The sequence below is a fragment of the Sphingopyxis selenitireducens genome, from assembly GCF_051550705.1.
In the GTDB taxonomy this organism is placed as follows: Bacteria; Pseudomonadota; Alphaproteobacteria; order Sphingomonadales; family Sphingomonadaceae; genus Sphingopyxis.
Genome location: NZ_JBPULG010000004.1, coordinates 173369 through 190043, shown reverse-complemented (window position 1 = coordinate 190043; position 16675 = coordinate 173369). Strand labels below are relative to the sequence as shown.

General features: G+C 64.4%; 18 protein-coding genes. 8 read left to right on the top strand and 10 right to left on the bottom strand.

Translation table 11 applies throughout. The features are described 5' to 3' along the window. Positions 1–39: 39 nt before the first annotated feature. Complete coding sequence (locus tag ACSYDV_RS14250) at positions 40–675, top strand: glutathione S-transferase family protein (protein WP_438324481.1); 636 nt, start codon at positions 40–42, stop codon at positions 673–675. Between the two features lie 238 nt (positions 676–913). On the opposite strand, the gene ACSYDV_RS14245 is transcribed toward ACSYDV_RS14250, so the two are convergent. Next, the gene (locus ACSYDV_RS14245) at positions 914–1642 is read right to left on the bottom strand and encodes a Bax inhibitor-1/YccA family protein (RefSeq protein ID WP_438324480.1); all 729 of its coding nucleotides are present in this window, start codon (positions 1640–1642) and stop codon (positions 914–916) included. Positions 1643–1784: 142 nt separating this feature from the next. On the opposite strand from ACSYDV_RS14245, the gene thpR reads away from it, so the two are divergent. Then, complete coding sequence (thpR, locus tag ACSYDV_RS14240) at positions 1785–2402, top strand: RNA 2',3'-cyclic phosphodiesterase (protein WP_438324479.1); 618 nt, start codon at positions 1785–1787, stop codon at positions 2400–2402. Here thpR and ACSYDV_RS14235 read toward each other — a convergent pair. Then, the gene (locus ACSYDV_RS14235) at positions 2309–2797 is read right to left on the bottom strand and encodes a low molecular weight protein-tyrosine-phosphatase (RefSeq protein WP_438324478.1); all 489 of its coding nucleotides are present in this window, start codon (positions 2795–2797) and stop codon (positions 2309–2311) included. The two genes, thpR and ACSYDV_RS14235, sit on opposite strands and share 94 nt — an antisense overlap. A gap of 124 nt (positions 2798–2921) precedes the next feature. Between ACSYDV_RS14235 and ACSYDV_RS14230 the strand changes: the two genes are divergently transcribed. Further along, positions 2922–4511, top strand: coding sequence for a spinster family MFS transporter (locus ACSYDV_RS14230; RefSeq protein WP_438324802.1), 1590 nt, complete (start codon positions 2922–2924; stop codon positions 4509–4511). A gap of 121 nt (positions 4512–4632) precedes the next feature. Here the strand turns inward: ACSYDV_RS14230 and ACSYDV_RS14225 are convergent, their stop codons facing one another. From ACSYDV_RS14225 to ACSYDV_RS14200, 6 genes are all read right to left on the bottom strand, one after another. Continuing rightward, positions 4633–5205 (bottom strand): superoxide dismutase family protein, encoded by a 573-nt coding sequence (locus ACSYDV_RS14225; RefSeq protein WP_438324477.1) that lies wholly within the window; start codon positions 5203–5205, stop codon positions 4633–4635. A 77-nt stretch (positions 5206–5282) separates the two neighbouring features. Then, on the bottom strand, positions 5283–6593 hold the full coding sequence (locus tag ACSYDV_RS14220; protein WP_438324476.1) for a UDP-glucose dehydrogenase family protein: 1311 nt from the start codon (positions 6591–6593) through the stop codon (positions 5283–5285). A 156-nt stretch (positions 6594–6749) separates the two neighbouring features. Further along, positions 6750–7175, bottom strand: coding sequence for an ExbD/TolR family protein (locus tag ACSYDV_RS14215; protein WP_438324475.1), 426 nt, complete (start codon positions 7173–7175; stop codon positions 6750–6752). A gap of 35 nt (positions 7176–7210) precedes the next feature. Then, complete coding sequence (locus ACSYDV_RS14210; RefSeq protein ID WP_438324474.1) at positions 7211–7729, bottom strand: ExbD/TolR family protein; 519 nt, start codon at positions 7727–7729, stop codon at positions 7211–7213. A 105-nt stretch (positions 7730–7834) separates the two neighbouring features. Continuing rightward, positions 7835–8581 carry a MotA/TolQ/ExbB proton channel family protein gene (locus ACSYDV_RS14205; protein ID WP_438324801.1) on the bottom strand — a complete coding sequence of 249 codons (747 nt, stop codon included), beginning with the start codon at positions 8579–8581 and terminating at the stop codon, positions 7835–7837. A gap of 143 nt (positions 8582–8724) precedes the next feature. Beyond that, positions 8725–9381 (bottom strand): energy transducer TonB, encoded by a 657-nt coding sequence (locus tag ACSYDV_RS14200; RefSeq protein WP_438324473.1) that lies wholly within the window; start codon positions 9379–9381, stop codon positions 8725–8727. 269 nt (positions 9382–9650) lie between these two features. Here ACSYDV_RS14200 and ACSYDV_RS14195 point away from each other — a divergent pair, with 269 nt between their 5' ends. Further along, positions 9651–10535 carry a hypothetical protein gene (locus ACSYDV_RS14195; RefSeq protein WP_438324472.1) on the top strand — a complete coding sequence of 295 codons (885 nt, stop codon included), beginning with the start codon at positions 9651–9653 and terminating at the stop codon, positions 10533–10535. A gap of 96 nt (positions 10536–10631) precedes the next feature. Next, positions 10632–11951, top strand: a complete 1320-nt coding sequence (locus ACSYDV_RS14190; protein ID WP_438324471.1) for a homoserine dehydrogenase — start codon at positions 10632–10634, stop codon at positions 11949–11951. On the opposite strand, the gene ACSYDV_RS14185 is transcribed toward ACSYDV_RS14190, so the two are convergent. Further along, on the bottom strand, positions 11948–12343 hold the full coding sequence (locus ACSYDV_RS14185) for a hypothetical protein (RefSeq protein WP_438324470.1): 396 nt from the start codon (positions 12341–12343) through the stop codon (positions 11948–11950). The two genes, ACSYDV_RS14190 and ACSYDV_RS14185, sit on opposite strands and share 4 nt — an antisense overlap. Positions 12344–12471: 128 nt before the next feature. On the opposite strand from ACSYDV_RS14185, the gene glpX reads away from it, so the two are divergent. Beyond that, positions 12472–13440, top strand: a complete 969-nt coding sequence (glpX, locus tag ACSYDV_RS14180) for a class II fructose-bisphosphatase (protein ID WP_438324469.1) — start codon at positions 12472–12474, stop codon at positions 13438–13440. A 216-nt stretch (positions 13441–13656) separates the two neighbouring features. Next, positions 13657–14001 (top strand): GIY-YIG nuclease family protein, encoded by a 345-nt coding sequence (locus ACSYDV_RS14175; protein WP_438324468.1) that lies wholly within the window; start codon positions 13657–13659, stop codon positions 13999–14001. Between the two features lie 127 nt (positions 14002–14128). Here ACSYDV_RS14175 and ACSYDV_RS14170 read toward each other — a convergent pair whose 3' ends face one another. Continuing rightward, a complete protein-coding gene (locus ACSYDV_RS14170) occupies positions 14129–14620 on the bottom strand; it encodes an NAD(P)H-dependent oxidoreductase (RefSeq protein WP_438324467.1) in 492 nt (163 codons plus the stop codon). A gap of 64 nt (positions 14621–14684) precedes the next feature. Between ACSYDV_RS14170 and ACSYDV_RS14165 the strand changes: the two genes are divergently transcribed. Beyond that, positions 14685–16658, top strand: coding sequence for an alkyl/aryl-sulfatase (locus ACSYDV_RS14165; RefSeq protein WP_438324466.1), 1974 nt, complete (start codon positions 14685–14687; stop codon positions 16656–16658). Positions 16659–16675: the final 17 nt, after the last annotated feature.

Here is a 16675-nt window from a genome sequence, read left to right as displayed (position 1 = left end):
ATGTTCGAAATCGAATCATATGCGCAAGGGAGACGTCACATGGCCAACGATCTGATTTTCTATACCAACCCGATGTCGCGCGGTCAGATTGTCCGCTGGATGCTCGAAGAGGTGGGCGCACCCTATGAACAGCGATTGCTCGACTTTGATACGACGATGAAGGCGCCCGGCTATCTCGCTGTCAATCCGATGGGCAAGGTTCCGGCGATCGTCCATGGGGACCGCGTCGTCACCGAGTGTGCGGCGATCTGCGCCTATCTGGCCGATGCTTTCCCCGATGCGAAACTGGCGCCCGCGCTCGCTGCGCGCGCCGATTATTATCGCTGGCTGTTCTTTACCGCAGGGCCAGTCGAACAGGCGATTACGGCGAAACATCTCGGCTTCGAGCCTACGGGGGAGCAACAACGCTCGGCGGGCTTTGGTTCGCTTGAGGCCGCACTCGATGCTCTCGAAGGCGCGGTCGCAGGCAAGGCGTTCGTCGCGGGCGACAGCTTTACCGCCGCCGATGTCTATGTCGGCAGCCAGATCGACTGGGGTCTGCAATTCGGCACCGTCCCATCGCGCCCGGCGTTCGAGGCCTATGTCGCGCCGCTACGCGAGCGCGCCGGCTACAAGCGCGCCAAGGAAATCGACAACGGCCTGATTGCGAAGATGCAGGAGGCGAACCCCGGCTGAGCAGACATCGGTTGGGGGCAAAGCTTAACGCTCTCCCAATTCGTCACCCGGATTTGATCCGTGGTCCAGCGGCGCAAGCGCAAATGGACCCCGAATCAAGTCGGGGTGACAATGGAGGATGCGCCGCCTTTTGATCGTTGGCCGCTACCCTGCTCACAAACTTACGCACCGGCAAAGCCCAACAAAAAAGCCCGGCGAATCGCTTCGCCGGGCTTTTTTGTGCGTGATGTCCGTCCGCTTAGTCGCGGCTGCCCAGAAGATTGAGCAGGAAGGTGAACATGTTGACGAAGTCGAGATAGAGCGTCAGCGCGCCCATGATCACCGACTTGCCGACAAAGTCGGTCCCGCGGACATAGAAATACATGCTCTTGATCTTCTGCGTGTCATAGGCCGTCAGGCCTGCAAACAGCAGCACGCCGATTACGCTGATCGCGAAGCTAAGCGCGCTCGACTGCACGAACATGTTGATCACCATCGCAACCAGGATGCCGACGACACCCATGATCAGGAAGGTACCGAAACCCGACAGATCCTTCTTGGTCGTATAGCCATAGAGGCTAAGGCCCAGAAAGGCTGCGGCGGTCGCGAAGAAGGTCGTTGCGATCGACGTACCTGTGAAAGTGATGAAAATCGTCGACATCGACAGACCCATCACACCGGCATAGACCCAGAACAGTGCCTGTGCCGCTCCGGTCGACAGCTTGTTGATGCCAAAGCTCAGCACCAGCACGAAGGCCAGCGGCGCCAGCATCACCACCCACATCAAGGGAGTGCCAACCATCGAAGCGGTGAAGCCCGACTGGAATGCCAGCATTGCGACGACGCCGGTCAGCAAAACGCCCGACGCCATATAGTTGTAAACCGACAGCATGTACGACCGCAGGCCGGCATCGACGGCCTGGTCCATCGCGTTCGCGTTGGCTCCGAAACCGGAAGCCGCCATATTGGGGTCGTTCCAATTAGCCATTGTCTTATTCTCCATCACCGGCCAGCCCATACCGGCCGTGGGTAGCAATATCGTGATTTTCCTGTCCGCTTTCAAGCGAAACCGGACAAGAGGTCATGTTTGCCGTTTTCGTGTCGATACAATGGCCTATGTTAGGGACATCATGTCGACCCACCGCCTGTTCGTCGCGCTACGCCCGCCGCACGCCATTCGCGCCTTGCTGATCGCCGCGATGCACGGCGTTTCGGCCGCGCGCTGGCAGGATGACGACCAGCTTCATTTGACGCTGCGCTTCATCGGCGAGGTCGATCATCATCGCGCCGAGGATATCGCCGCCGCGCTCGGCGCGCTGCACGCCCCGGCGATCACTGCGCGCATCGCCGGGACCAGCCTGTTCGAACGGCGCGGGCAACCGCATATGGTGTGGGCAGGCGTCGAACCGCTGGCACCGCTCGCCGCGCTCCATCGCAAGGTCGATCAGTTGCTCGCGCGCGTGGCAATCGCCCCCGAAACCCGGGCCTTCGTGCCGCATATCACGCTGGCGCGCCTCAATCGCACGTCGGGGCCCGTCGCGCCCTTCCTTGCGCAGAGCGGCGATCTGACGAGCCAGCCCTTCGTCTTTAATCATGTATTGCTTTATGAAAGTGAGCTCGCGCACGGCGGCGCCCGCTATCATCCGGTCGCGCGCTATCCGCTCGATCCCGACGCATCGGCGACCAGCGCTGCCGCGACCGCCGAAACATCGTCCCACGTCACGCCGAACCCGCCCGCGTCGCCATAATAGGGATCGGCCACGCTGTCGCCCCGGCGACCCGGCACCAGATCGAGCATCAACCGCAGCCGCGCCGTCGCATCGGCGGGGGCGATCGCGCGGGCGTCGCGGAGGTTATTATCGTCGGCGGCAAGGATTAGGTCGAAGCGATAGAAATCGTCGCGGGTCAGCTGGCGCGCGCGGAGGTCGCCGATATCGGTGCCGCGCCGCCGCGCCTCTGCCTGCGCGCGGGCATCGGGAGGGCGGCCGACATGCCAGTCGCCGGTTCCCGCCGAATCGAGCGTCGCGTCGATCCCGGCATCGGCGAAGGCCGCGCGTGCGGCGCCCTCGGCCAGCGGCGAGCGGCAGATGTTGCCGAGGCACAGAAAGAGGATCGCGGGTCTATTTTGTCTATCATTGCCCATGTCGCGTATCTTCCACACCTGAAACGAAGTTGAACCAACATTCAACTTGCGCGACCATCGCGCTCTGCTAGCCATGAGGGATAAAGCGATAACGGGTCAGGGAGAGAGTTGCCAGATGGCTGAAATGGTCCATGAGAATGCGACGGCCGGTGAACAGGCGCCGCAGCCGGTCACCAGCGCCAGCAGCTATAGCTGGTACGTGCTGGGCGTCCTTGTCGTCGTCTATATCCTCAATTTCATCGACCGGCAGATCCTCAGCATCCTGGCGGTCGACATCAAGGCCGATCTGGGACTGACCGATGCCGATATGGGCTTTCTCGGCGGGGCCGCCTTCGCGGTCTTTTATGCGCTGTTCGGCATTCCGCTGGGCCGGCTGGCCGACAATTGGAGCCGGGTGAAATTGCTGTCGATCGGCCTCACGCTCTGGTCGGTCATGACCGCATTATCGGGGTTCGCCTATAATCAGTTCACCCTGACCATGGCGCGCATGGGGGTCGGGGTCGGCGAGGCGACCGCAAGCCCGACCGCCTATTCGCTGATCTCCGACTATTTTCCCAAGCGGCAGCGGGCGACCGCGCTCGCGATTTATTCATCGGGCCTCTATCTGGGCGGCGGCGTTTCGCTGTTCATCGGCGCGTTGATCGTCGAGGCGTGGAACCGCGGTTATCCAAGCGGCGGCCCGCTGGGGCTGGTCGGGTGGCAGGCGGCGTTCCTCGCGGTCGGCATCCCCGGGCTGCTCCTCGCGCTGTGGGTGGCGTCGCTCCGCGAACCGGCACGCGGCGCGATGGACGGCGTCCCCACCCACGGCTCGCCCACGCCGTTCCGCGCCTTTGGCAAGGATCTGACGATGATCGTGCCGCCGCTGACCCTGATCGGGGCGTGGCAGCGCGGCCCGACGGCGCTGGCCATCAACATAGGCTTCGCCGCCTTCATCGCCGCCTTTGCCTGGTGGATGATCAGCCTGACCGGCAATTTCCCGCAATGGGTGGCGGTCGGCATCGGCTATTATGCGGTATTTTCCTGGGCCTGCACGCTGCGCGCCCATGATCCGGCGACCTTCCGGCTGATCTGGGGAACCCCGGCGTTCATCTGTACGACGCTGGGCTATGGGCTGGTCGCCCTTGCCGCCTATGGGCTGGCATTCTGGTCGGCGCCATATGCCGAAACCGTATTGGGACTGCCCAAGCAGGAACTGGCGTTCATTTTGGGCGCCAATGGCGCCGCCAGCGGCTTTATCGGTGTGATCATCGGCGGCCGGATGGCCGACGCCCTGCGCGCGCGCAATCCGGCGGGCCGCATTTTGATGATCATATTCGGCGTCGTCGCGCCGATCATCCCGATCTGGATCGGCTATACGACCGAGAATTCGACGCTGTTCTACACCATGAACTTTCTGGCGGGGATGTTCGGCGCGACCGCGCTCGGTGCCGCAGCGGCGACGACGCAGGATCTGGTGCTGCCACGCATGCGCGGGACGGCGACCGCCGCCTTCTTTCTGGGCACCACGCTCGTCGGCCTGTCGTTCGGCCCCTATATGGTCGGGCAGATTTCGGATCTGGCCGGAACGATAGTGGGCGGCAAACCGGTCGGCGATCTGCGTACCGGCATCCTGTCGCTGATCGGCGTCGCGCCGATCGCCCTCGCCCTGCTGCTTTACGCCTATCGCGCCGTTCCGCAGGCGGAGGCGACGATCGTCGAACGCGCGGAGGTGTAAAACGCGCAGAGGCATATAGGGCCGCCGATGGCGGCCCCGGCGTCCCTGGCAGGTTGCGAATGAGGAAAGCCCCTCCCCCGAACGGGAGGGGCTTTATGGCGTCAGGCGCCGACGGCGGAGGTCAGGCTCCGCCCTCGACGATCACGCCGCAGACGACGCGCCCGCCGCTGTTGCCGCTCGGGTCGCTCTTCATATCGTCGGGACCGGCATGGATGACGAAGGCCGCGCCGTCGGCGTCGATCACCCCGCCTTCACCGGTCAGCCGGTTACCGACGAGACGCAGCGTCGCGCGGCCGATCGTGTCGGTTTCAACCACCAGATTGGGCAGGTCACCATGATGCGCGCCGAGCGGATTGTCGCGGCCGTGCTGGGCGCCGGTCGGGTTCCAGTGCGGGCCGGCCGTGGTGAAGTCCGGCGCATCGCACCGGCCAACGGCGTGGACGTGCATGCCATAGGTGCCCGCGGCAAAGCCGCGCGCGACAACCTCAAGCCGGAGGCCGCTGCTGTCCTTGAAGATATCGACGCGGCCCCGGTCGGCGCCGCGCGCATCGGTCAACTGGGCATGGGCGTCGGGAACGGGCAGATTCTGCGCAGGATCCTTGCCGCCGCCCATCGAGGCGCAGCCGGTCAGGGCGAGTGCGCCCAGCGCGACGATGCCAGGAACCACAAAGCGCTTGCTGGATGGTGTGTTCATCAATTTTCTCCCCGATAGTCAGACTGATATCACAACGCCGTAGCGGTGTTTTGCGATCCCGCCCAGTCAGGATGCGCCTATTCGGCGCTGGTTCCAATAGCGATGTGGCGAAATCCATGCCGCAACACTTCGTCGGGACGATAGATGTTGCGCAGATCGACGAGCAGGCGGTCGGTCATGCTGGCACCGAGCCGCGCGAGATCGAGCGCGCGGAAGGCGTCCCATTCGGTGACGATCGCAACCGCGTCGGCGCCCTCGGCGGCGGCATAGGCGCTTTGCTTCATTTCGACTTCGGGCATCATCGGCGCCGCAATTTCCATTCCTTCGGGATCATAGGCGGTCACCCGCGCGCCGGCGTCGATCAGCGTCTGGACGATTGCCAGGCTAGGCGAATCGCGCATGTCGTCGGTGTTCGGCTTGAAGGTCAGCCCCAGCAGGGCAACGGTCTTGCCGCGAGCGTTGCCGCCCATCGCCTGGATGATCTTGCGCCCCATCGCCCGCTTTCTGAGGTCGTTGGCAAGCACGGTCGCCTCGACCAGACGCAGCGGCACGTCATTGTCCTGCGCGGTCTTCAACAGCGCCAGCGTGTCCTTGGGAAAGCAGCTGCCGCCATATCCGGGGCCCGCGTGAAGGAATTTGGCGCCGATGCGGTTGTCGAGCCCGATCCCGCGCGCAACGTCCTTTACCTCGGCCCCAACGGCCTCGCACAGGTCGGCGATCTCGTTGATGAAGGTGATCTTGGTCGCGAGAAAGGCATTCGCGGCATATTTGATCATCTCCGCCGTGCGGCGGCGGGTGACGAGGATCGGCGCTTCGTTGAGAAACAGCGGGCGATAGACTTCGCGCAGCACGGCTTCGCCGCGATCATCCTCGGCGCCGATGACGATGCGGTCGGGGCGCTTGAAGTCGCCGATCGCCGCGCCTTCGCGCAGAAATTCGGGGTTGGACGCGACGCTGTGTTTGCGGCCGGGGGCGCCTTCGCGCAGGATGCGCTCCACCTCGTCGCCCGTGCCGACCGGGACGGTCGATTTGGTGACGATGACGCAGTCATGGTCGAGCGTCGCGGCGAGTTCCTCGGCGGCGCCGAAGACGTAGGACAGGTCGGCGTGACCGTCGCCGCGGCGCGACGGCGTTCCCACGGCAATGAACACCGCATCGGCGCCAGCGACCGCCGGGGCGAGTTCGGTGGTGAAGGACAGGCGTCCCGCCGCGACATTGGCGGCGACCAGCGCGTCAAGACCGGGTTCGTAAATCGGCATCCGCCCTGCATGCAGCGCGTCGATCTTGGCGGCGTCCTTGTCGACGCACACGACATCATGCCCGAAGTCGGAGAAGCACGCCCCCGACACCAAGCCCACATAGCCGGTTCCGATCATCGCGATTTTCATTGGGGATAGCCTTTTACAGTTGCGGACGGTGCAGACGGCATCGCGGCCGGTCCTTATCCGTGCGGATGCGGCGCGTCCTTAAGCCCAAATGGCGCAAAGAGAAAGGGCCGCGAATCGCTTCGCGGCCCTTCCATCAAACGCATTTCCGATCAGCGATCAGAAGACGCGCGCATATTGTTCGTTGCCGACGAAGCCGAGCTTGCCGACGCCGCTGCGCTTCACCACCGCCATGACATTGTCGACGATGTAGTAACGCGCATAGGGATCGGGCTGGACCTGCAATTCCGGTTCGACGGGCAAAGCCTTGGTCTGTTCCAGATAATTTGCCAGCTGTGCCAGATCGACCGGCGTTCCGTTCCAGGTGATCGTCCCGGCGGGGTCGATCATCACCTTATTCTTTTGCGGATCGACGTTGCTCGGATTCTCATTGGGAACCGGAAGATCGATCTTCACCGCGTGGGTCTGGACCGGGATGGTGATGATGAACATGATGAGGAGCACGAGCATGACGTCGATCAACGGCGTCGTGTTCATATCCATCATCGGTTCATTGTCGTCCCGATCGCCAACTGCCATAGACATGAGTCTATTCCTTTTTTTCTATGCCGGAACCGCCCTTACAGGCGGCTCACCGCAACCGCACCAGCAGCCGGTTCGGAAATGAAGCCGATCTTCTGGAAGCCAGCGAACTGCATGGTGTAGATCACCCCGCCGATGCACTGATACGGCGTGTTGATGTCGCCACGGATATGCACTTCGGGGAAATTTTCCTCGGTGATATTCTGCGGTCCGCCGATATCCTCAAGCAGCTGCTTGAGCTTTTCCTGTCCGCGTTCGAGCAATTGTTTCGAATCGACCGGGGTCTGGCCCCAATAAACTTCGCATGCCGCGCTTTCGGGGTTGGGTTTGCCGTCGCCATCGGTGTCCGCCGAACGAACCGACAGCAGAACATTTTCAGGCTTGGTTGTCGTAACTTCAAACTGCACGTCGGGCAGCTCGAGGTCCACCGTCTCCAGCACCACGGGAACCGTGATGAGGAAGATGATGAGCAACACCAGCATGATGTCCACGAGCGGCGTCGTGTTGATTTCGGACATAGGGGCGTCTTCGCCCTTGTTGCCTGCACTCATCGCCATAGGATTAGCATCCTGTCACAAAATTTCTATCATGGACCCGGGCGGCCGCCGCGTGCGACGACCGCCCTGTCCCTGCCTTCCCGTCCCGAGGGACGGGAAAGTAGATCAGGCCTTCTTCGGCGCGGCGGCCGGAGCGGCAGCCTTTGCCGGTGCGGTCGAGATCGGCTTCACCTGGCCGCCCGACATGATCGAACCGAGAACGTCGTTCGAGAAGGTCGACAGACGGCGGGCGATCGCCTTGTTGCGGCTCTGCAGCCAGTTGAACGCGAGAACGGCGGGAACGGCGACGATCAGACCGATGGCGGTCATGATCAGAGCTTCACCGACCGGACCGGCGACGGTGTCGATCGATGCCTGACCCGACGCACCGATCTTCACGAGTGCGCGCAGAATACCGATAACGGTACCGAACAGACCGATGAACGGTGCGGTCGAACCGACGGTCGCGAGGAAGGCGAGGCCGCCGTTGAGCTTCGAGTTGATGTGGTTCTGCGAACGCTCGAGGGTGCCGTGCATCCAGTCATGCGCTTCGACGGGGTCGGTCAGCTTGTTATGCTCTTCGTTGGCGCGAAGTCCGTCTTCGACGACCTGGCGATACGCGCTGTTCTTTTCGAGCTTCGCTGCACCTTCGGCGAGCGTCGGTGCGCGCCAGAAATTGGCGTCGACTGCCTTGCCCTGGCTCATCACCTTATTCTGTTCGAACAGCTTGGTGAACAGGATGTAGAGCGTGCCGATGAACATGATCAGCAGGATGAGGAAGGTCAGCTGCGAAACGACGCCGCCTTCGCACAGTGCGGGGACGAGACCATAGGGGCTCTGGCCCTCTTCCTTGACGCACATCGACGCGGGCATCAGGCTGAGGCCTGCGTCATGAGCGGCTGCCGGCGCCGCAGCGGCGGCATTTGCGATCAGATTAAACATTGTGGAAATTCCCTCTCAAATATTCGTAAATCAAGAAAACTGGATGCCCTTGAAACCGATATCCGTGCCGATAATCAGCGCGGAATCTGCCAACGGATACGATTGCTGTAAGTCCCGCCCGTGGGGTTGCCCGCACGGTCCTTGCCCGGGTTGAACCGGCCGCGGCGCGTGATGAGCTTGCAGGTTTCGGCGTCCAAATCGCCATGACCACTCGAAGACGTGATATCGCATGACGTGATGCGGCCATCGGCACCATAGGAGACGCGGAAACCGGTCGTCCCTTCACGCTCTTCGCGCATGGCGCGTGCCGGATAATCGTCGTTCGTCGCCCAGCGGCCCGGGTTGCCCTTAGGCGTACCAGCGGCACTGAGATCCGGAGTCGGCGGCGGCGCAGGGGGAGCCGGCGGGGTATAAACCGGCGGCGGCGGCGCGGGGGGGATTTCGCGCTGCGACTGCATCGTGTTCGTTTGCACCGGCGGCGGGATCACCGACGGCGGCGTCACCACCGGCGGCGGCGGCGGCAGGACATTGTCCGGCGGCGGCGGCGGCGGCGGTTCTTCCGGCGGCGGCGGCTCTTCAACGTCCACCACGTCCAATTTTTCGGCAATTTTCTTGACGATACTGATGTTCAAGCCGTTAACTAGGCCATAGCCCAGAACCGCTGTGAACAAACCGACCAAGACAATTGCCACTACCCTATTTTTAGGGTCGACATTATCACCATAAGCCATTCAGGAACGACGCTCCTTGCTAGATCATCCTGACACCAATCCAATACCGTCAGGGGGAGTTGCAATAAGCCCGGATGATTTCCGATGCGTTCCGCAGACCCGACGGCGCAGCAACCGGCCATATCTGTTCTTGCCGGTCGCTTCGACTGCCGTCCTATCGCGGTGGCGGCAAGTTCGCAAACCCTTTATCAGCGGTTAATGTGGAGTGCCTCATGATGAGGCTTTGGACATCGACAGCGGTGTTACATATGTTGGAAAGCGAAACGATCATGCGCGCATTTTTGCCGGCCGCGCTCGCCGGCCTGGTTACGCTAAGTTACGGGATTCCCCAAGTTTCGGCAATGCAGGCGCCGCCGCCGGCAGCCGCCGCCGCCAGCCCTTTCAGCTATGCCGACATCGCCGATCTGGCCACCAGCGCCCCCATGGTATTGCACGCCAGCATCCACACGGCCGCGCCGCTGAAACCCGAGCAAGCCCCCGGGCTGGCGGCCGGCCGGGCTCGATTCTACGTCGAAGCGAACGTCATTAGCCTGATTCGCGGCGCCGGACCGCTGGCCGCGCGCATCTCCTATCTCGTCGACCTGCCGCTCGACGCCAGAGGCAAACCGGTGAAGCTGAAAAAGAAGCAGCCGGTCCTGATCTTTGCCCGCCCCGTCGCGGGCACGAGCGCCGGGAACAACAGCACCAACAGCGTCCGGCTGGTCGCCCCCGACGCCCAGCTCATCTGGGATCCGGCGACCGATGCGCAGCTGCGCGCGGTCCTGACCGAACTGGTCAAACCCGGCGCTCCCCCGGCGATCACCGGCATCGCCAACGGCTTTCACGTGCCCGGCACCCTGCCCGGCGAGGGCGAGACGCAATTGTTCCTCAACACCGAAACGGGCGAGCCGGTGTCGCTGACCATCCTGACCGCCGCCGACGGATCGCGCCGCTGGGCCGCGGCATTCGGCGAGATCGTCGACGGATCGGCCGCGGTTCCGGCGCGGGGGACACTCGCCTGGTATCGCCTCGCCTGCGGCCTGCCGCGCCAGCTGCCGCTGAACAAGCTCGCGGGCACCGCGCCCGAGGACCGGCGCAAGGCGGCGTCGGATTATGGCGTCGTGCTGGGCGCGCTCGGCGAATGCACGCGCACCCGCAAGCCACCGGCGAACTGACGGACCGCGCACTGCGGACTTGTTTCCGGCCCAAAAGCCGATAGGGCGCTGCCACCGGCGGGAACGCCCCGCGCCTTATCTATATGGAGTGTCCGCATGTCTCCCCACCCCGCCCCGTCCGCCCCCCGGCCGCCCCTGCGCGTGGCGCTCGCCGGAATTGGCGTCGTCGGCGGCGGCGTGGTGCGCTTGCTCGAGGCGAACCGCGACCTGATCGCCCGCCGCGCCGGACGCGCGATCGAGATCGTCGCGCTGTCGGCGCGCGACCGCCACAAGGACCGCGGCATCGACCTGTCGGCCTATCGCTGGGAAGATGATATGGCGGCGCTCGTCGGCGCCGATGACGTCGATGTCGTCGTCGAAATGGTCGGCGGCGCCGATGGTCCCGCATTGACGCTGGCGCGCCAGACGCTCGGCGCGGGCAAGGCGCTGGTGACCGCGAACAAGGCGATGATCGCGCACCACGGGCTCGACCTCGCACGGCTCGCCGAGAGCACCGACACGCCGCTGAAATATGAAGCGGCGGTCGCGGGCGGCATTCCGGTGATCAAGGCAATCCGCGAGGGCGCATCGGCGAACGAGATCGCGCGCGTCTATGGCATCCTCAACGGCACCTGCAATTATATCCTGACGCTGATGGAGCGCGAAGGCGCGGGCTTTGCCGAAGCCCTCGCCGCCGCGCAGGCCGAAGGCTATGCCGAGGCCGATCCGACCTTCGATGTCGACGGCATCGACGCCGCGCATAAATTGTCGATCCTTGCCTCGCTCTGCTTCGGGACCCGGCTCGACATCGATGCGGTGACCGCGAACGGCATCCGCAACATCATCGCCGCCGACATTCGCGAGGCCGAGGCGCTGGGCCACCGCGTCCGCCTGATCGGCATGGCCGAGCGCGACGAAACCGGGCTGTCGCAGCATGTCCAGCCGTGCCTCGTCCCCGCCGACCATCCGCTCGCCTATGTCCCCGGCGCATTGAATGCCGTCGTCGCCGAAGGCAATTTCGTCGGCCGCCTGTTCTTCGAGGGCGCGGGCGCGGGCGCGGGCCCGACGGCTTCGGCGATCGTCGCCGATATCATCGACATTGCGCGCGACGAATATGGCCCCGCCTTTGCGATGCCGGTCGATGCGCTCGACCAGGCGCCGGTCGCCGACGCCGGCGCGCGCGTCGGCAAACATTATGTCCGCCTGATCGTCGAAGACCGGATCGGCGTCCTCGCCGAAATCGCGACCGCGATGCGCGACGCCGGTGTGTCGATCGAAAGCTTTATCCAGCGCGGCAACGGAGCCGAAGGCGGCGTCGTCATCGCACTCGTCACCCACGAAGGCCCGGCGAGCGCCATCCACGCCGCGCTGGCGATCCTCGCCGCGTCGGACCATGTCGTCGGCACCCCGATGCACATGCCGATTCTGGCGCTTTAAGGCTCGGGCTCGGGCGGCGGCGGAGTCCCCGTTTCGGGGTCGGTCGCGCGCTTCGCCGCTTCATAGAGAGCGTTATATTCGGGGCCGGGCTTTGCGCGGCCGCCCAGCGACATCCAGTTGTGGGGCAATTTGTCGAGGGTCATCGCCTGCGCCTCTGCGCGCGGCAATTGCGGTTTGGCCGAGCGCCCCACCCCCGCGATCGCGCGCAATTCGGGTGACAGCCGGTGGCGTTCGGTATCGCTACCGCACACGGTGATCGATCCGTCATCGGCGGGTTTGCAGCGGCGGATCGGGTCCACCATCTCCTTGGCATTGGCGGCGGCTGTTTCGGCGTTGCGGGGCGGCGGAGGTGCGGGCGGCCCCTGCATCTGCGCTCCGGCCGTCACGGTCATGACACATGCGAGCGCGAAGGCGGCGCCGAAACGGGCGAAGCATCCTCGACAAGCGGTTCGACCGGCCATATGGCGCGCACAATGCCCGACCGGGGCAACAAGGCAAGAAGAAAGACGGAGATCATCGGATGACGAACAGCAGCAACCTCGACCGCGTCCTCGTGCTCGAAATGGTGCGCGTCACCGAAGCCGCGGCGATCGCCGCCGCCAAGCTGATCGGGCGGGGCAATGAAAAGGCAGCCGATGCGGCTGCGGTCGAAGCGATGCGCACCGCCTTCAACACCCTCTATATGGACGGCACCATCGTCATCGGCGAAGGCGAGCGCGACGAAGCGCCGATGCTGTATATCGGCGAAAAGGTCGGCAGCGCGCCCGGCAAGGGCCCGAAGATCGATATCGCGGTCGATCCGCTGGAAGGCACGACGATCACCGCCAAGGCCGGCCCCAACGCGCTCGCGGTGCTCGCGATCGCTGAGGAAGGCTGCCTGCTCAACGCCCCCGACGTCTATATGGACAAGCTCGCGGTCGGCCCCGGCTATTCGCCGAACATCGTCAATTTCGACAATAGCGTCGCGCAGAATGTCGAAGCGGTGGCAAAGGAAAAGGGCTGCGGCCCCGAAGACATCATGGTGTGCGTGCTCGACCGCCCGCGCCACGAGGCGATCATCGCCGAATTGCGCCGCATCGGTTGCGGCGTCGCGCTGATCCCCGACGGCGACGTCGCCGGCGTGATCGCGACGACCAACCCCGAAACCAATGTCGATATCTATATGGGCAGCGGCGGCGCGCCCGAGGGCGTGCTGGCCGCAGCGGCGCTGCGCTGCGTCGGCGGTCAGTTCAAGGGCCGCCTGTTGTTCCGCAACGACGACGAACGCAAGCGCGCAGCCAAATGGGGCGTCGAGGACCTCGACCGCGTCTATGACCTCGAAGATCTTGCCAAGGGCGACGTGATCTTCGCCGCGACCGGCGTCACCGACGGATCGCTGCTGCGCGGGGTCAAGCACCGCCGCGACGGCGTGATGACGACCGAAACGGTCGTGATGCGCGCGTCGTCGGGCACGGTGCGCTGGGTCAAGGGCGAGCATCGCGCGGGGTAAGGCGCGTTCGCGCGCAACGGGTTGTCGCGTGGCAGTAAGTAGTCGGAATGAGCTGTTCCCCGGCGCGAGCCGGGGGCCATAAGCGCGCGCTCCGCATGGACCCCGGATCAAGTCCGGGGTGACGAAGTGGAAGTGGTAGCTAGCGACCGGTAGCGGCCATCTACTTTCCGCCACCCCGAGCTTGACCCGGGGCCTGCCTTATCTTTTGATGGGGCAATGGAACGTCATCCGTGCGTCTACATCCTCGCGCGTTCGTCGCACGGAACCTTCTATACGGGCGTCACCTCGAATCTCGTTCAACGTATCCACCAACATCGAGCTGGCACGTTCGAGGGTTACGCCAAGGAATATGAAATCAAACGTCTCGTCTGGTTTGAACGTCACGAGACGATGGATATAGCGATCCTGCGAGAAAAGCGGATCAAGCGATGGCTGCGTTCATGGAAATATGATCTGGTCAACGCCATGAACCCGACGTGGCGTGATCTGGCCGAAGACTTCGGATTTGACCCGTTGCCGCTGGAAAAAAGGAAGGCGGGTCCCGGGTCAAGCCCGGGATGACGAAAGTGGGGCGCGACAGCTCACCATCCCATTGCCGCCCCCTCCATCGTCGTCACCCCGGACTGGATCCGAAGCCATCGCAGCCCTAGCCCTCTGGCCTCGGGTCAACCCCGGCATGAGACGGGTATCAGAAAATCCCCGCCGCCAGCCCCTCGGCCAGTGCGGCGCCGAGGTCGTGGGCTTCGGCTAGCCGGTCTGGCGCGATCGTCTTTGGCGCCAAGATTGCTTCCGGCGTCTGCGCAGCGGTGTTGACGATCACCGGATCGGCGACGCGTTTCAGCCGCCAGCCGGTGGCAATGCGGTCGAGTTGGCGCTGGGCGTTTTCGCCGTCGGAGCCGGCGCAGATGATCGTGGCATAGGGGCGGCCTTCGATCCGGCCGAGGCAGGGGTAATAGCAGCGGTCGAACATTTCCTTCATCGCGCCCGACAGCGCGGCGAGATTTTCGGGGCCGATGAAGAGATAGCCGCCCGCCGCCTGCAGCATTTCGGGCGTGACATCGGCGGCGGCGGCGAGCCGCGACGCTGCGCCGCCGCCCGCCGCCGCAGCTTCGGCGAGCGCGCGGCTGCCGCCGGTGCGGCTGTGCCAGGCGATCAACAGGGTCGGCGGGGTCTGGTCCATAGCCGATGCTTGCCAAGCAGGGACGTCCGGCGCAAGCTGCCCCGAAATATGGGGGAGAAATGATATGCGCCGTTTGACCGTCCTGTTGCTGGCGACCTGCCTGCCCTTCACCGCCCCCCTTCCCGCCAGCGCGCAGGATGCCGCGAGCGCGGCGACCCGCGCGGCGCAGGCCGAACTGGCGGCGCGTCTGCCGCTCGACGATCCGCGCGACATGGCGAATGTCATGCGCGGCAAGGTCGCCGAGATTACCGATGGGGTGATATTGACCAAGGACGGCAAGACGGTGTGGGACCGGCGGCCCTATGCTTTCCTTGCCGCCGAGCGCGCGCCCGATACGGTCAATCCGTCGCTGTGGCGGCAGGCGCGGCTGAATGCGGTGCATGGATTGTTCGAGGTGGTGCCGGGGAAGATCTGGCAAATCCGCGGCTATGATATTTCGGTGATGACGATCATTCGCGGCAAGGCGGGCTGGATCGTCGTCGATCCCCTGCTGTCCGAAGAGGCGGCGGCGGCGGGATGGAAGCTGTTCGCCGACACGGTCGAGGCGAAGTCGGGCAAGCTGCCGATCAGGGCGGTGATCTTCAGCCACAGCCACAGCGACCATTTCGGCGGGGTCGGCGGCATCGTGACGCCAGAGCAGGTGAAGCGCGAAAAAATCCGCATCATCGCGCCGCACGGTTTTTCCGAAGAAGCGACGTCGGAAAATGTCCTCGCGGGCGGCGCGATGGGGCGGCGCGCGCTCTATATGTTCGGGTCGATCCTCGCGCCCGGACCGACGGGACAGGTCGACACCGGGCTGGGGCCCAAGCTTTCGTCGGGGACGATCGGATATATGGAGCCGACCGAAACGGTGGGCGCGGGCGGCGGCACGCTGACCATCGACGGATTGCCGTTCGAATTTCTCGATGCCGGCGGGACCGAGGCGCCGTCGGAGTTCGTCTTTTATATCCCGGCGTACAAGGCGCTGCACACGACCGAGGTCGTGACCCATAATCTGCACAATGTGCTGACCTTGCGCGGGGCGCAGGTGCGCGATGCGCTGCGCTGGTCGAAAGTGATCGACGCGACATTGATGAAATGGGGCGGCAAGGCTGACGTCGTCATGGCGTCACATCACTGGCCGACGTGGGGCGCGAGCGAAGTGAGCGCGTTGCTGACCAACCAGCGCGACGCCTATCGCTATGTCCATGATCGCACCCTGTTCCTCGCCAATCGCGGCGCGACGCTGCACGAGCTCGCCGACCAGACCCCCGAGGCGCCGGTGCAGGCAAAGGATTTCTCGACCCGCGGCTATTATGGCACGGTCAACCACGACATGAAGGCGACCTATCAGCGCTATTTCGGCTGGTGGGACGGCAATCCCGCCAATTTCAACCCGCTGCCGCCCGAGGCCAGCGCGCCCAAATATGTCGCGCTCGCGGGCGGGGCCGACAAATTGCTTGCGGCGGGCAAGTCGGCGATTGCGAGCGGCGATTATCGCTGGGCGGCCGAACTGCTGAACAAGCTGGTGTTCACCGACCCCGGCAACAAGGAAGGGCGCGCCGCGCTCGCCTCGGCCTATGACCAGCTTGGCTATCAGGCCGAATCGGGAGCGTGGCGGAATTATTATCTCGCCGCCGCCGCCAGCCTGCGCGGCAATGCGGTCGAGAATTTATCGGGCAACGGGCAGAGCCGCAGCTTTGTCAGCGCGATCCCGACGGGCGTGTTTTTCGACGCGCTGGCGACGCGTTTCGACGCCGCGAAGGGCGCAGCCGTCGCGGGGACGTTCCAGTTCATCCTGCCCGACAGCAAGGAGAGTGTCGCGGTGGTCGTCGGCGGCGGGGTCGAGGTGCCGCGATATGGCGTGACGGACGCCGCACCGACCGCGACGATCACGCTCAACCGGGCGACGCTCGACGATGTGATGCTGGGGCAGGCGCAGTTTCCGGCGCTGATGCAGTCGGGGGCCATCAAGATCGACGGCGACCGGATGGCCTTCCTGTCCTGGTTCGCGCTTCATCCGCCCGCCGACCCGCGTTTCAATGTGGTTGTCCCCTAGGGGGGCAACCGACTAAC

Excerpts from the sequence above, each read along its gene's own strand:
- ACSYDV_RS14250 (WP_438324481.1), top strand. The coding sequence starts at position 40 with ATGGCCAACGATCTGATTTTCTATACCAACCCGATGTCGCGCGGTCAG.
- ACSYDV_RS14245 (WP_438324480.1), bottom strand. The coding sequence starts at position 1,642 with ATGGCTAATTGGAACGACCCCAATATGGCGGCTTCCGGTTTCGGAGCC.
- thpR (WP_438324479.1), top strand. The coding sequence starts at position 1,785 with ATGTCGACCCACCGCCTGTTCGTCGCGCTACGCCCGCCGCACGCCATT.
- ACSYDV_RS14235 (WP_438324478.1), bottom strand. The coding sequence starts at position 2,797 with ATGGGCAATGATAGACAAAATAGACCCGCGATCCTCTTTCTGTGCCTC.
- ACSYDV_RS14230 (WP_438324802.1), top strand. The coding sequence starts at position 2,922 with ATGGTCCATGAGAATGCGACGGCCGGTGAACAGGCGCCGCAGCCGGTC.
- ACSYDV_RS14225 (WP_438324477.1), bottom strand. The coding sequence starts at position 5,205 with ATGAACACACCATCCAGCAAGCGCTTTGTGGTTCCTGGCATCGTCGCG.
- ACSYDV_RS14220 (WP_438324476.1), bottom strand. The coding sequence starts at position 6,593 with ATGAAAATCGCGATGATCGGAACCGGCTATGTGGGCTTGGTGTCGGGG.
- ACSYDV_RS14215 (WP_438324475.1), bottom strand. The coding sequence starts at position 7,175 with ATGTCTATGGCAGTTGGCGATCGGGACGACAATGAACCGATGATGGAT.
- ACSYDV_RS14210 (WP_438324474.1), bottom strand. The coding sequence starts at position 7,729 with ATGGCGATGAGTGCAGGCAACAAGGGCGAAGACGCCCCTATGTCCGAA.
- ACSYDV_RS14205 (WP_438324801.1), bottom strand. The coding sequence starts at position 8,581 with ATGCCCGCGTCGATGTGCGTCAAGGAAGAGGGCCAGAGCCCCTATGGT.
- ACSYDV_RS14200 (WP_438324473.1), bottom strand. The coding sequence starts at position 9,381 with ATGGCTTATGGTGATAATGTCGACCCTAAAAATAGGGTAGTGGCAATT.
- ACSYDV_RS14195 (WP_438324472.1), top strand. The coding sequence starts at position 9,651 with ATGCGCGCATTTTTGCCGGCCGCGCTCGCCGGCCTGGTTACGCTAAGT.
- ACSYDV_RS14190 (WP_438324471.1), top strand. The coding sequence starts at position 10,632 with ATGTCTCCCCACCCCGCCCCGTCCGCCCCCCGGCCGCCCCTGCGCGTG.
- ACSYDV_RS14185 (WP_438324470.1), bottom strand. The coding sequence starts at position 12,343 with ATGACCGTGACGGCCGGAGCGCAGATGCAGGGGCCGCCCGCACCTCCG.
- glpX (WP_438324469.1), top strand. The coding sequence starts at position 12,472 with ATGACGAACAGCAGCAACCTCGACCGCGTCCTCGTGCTCGAAATGGTG.
- ACSYDV_RS14175 (WP_438324468.1), top strand. The coding sequence starts at position 13,657 with ATGGAACGTCATCCGTGCGTCTACATCCTCGCGCGTTCGTCGCACGGA.
- ACSYDV_RS14170 (WP_438324467.1), bottom strand. The coding sequence starts at position 14,620 with ATGGACCAGACCCCGCCGACCCTGTTGATCGCCTGGCACAGCCGCACC.
- ACSYDV_RS14165 (WP_438324466.1), top strand. The coding sequence starts at position 14,685 with ATGCGCCGTTTGACCGTCCTGTTGCTGGCGACCTGCCTGCCCTTCACC.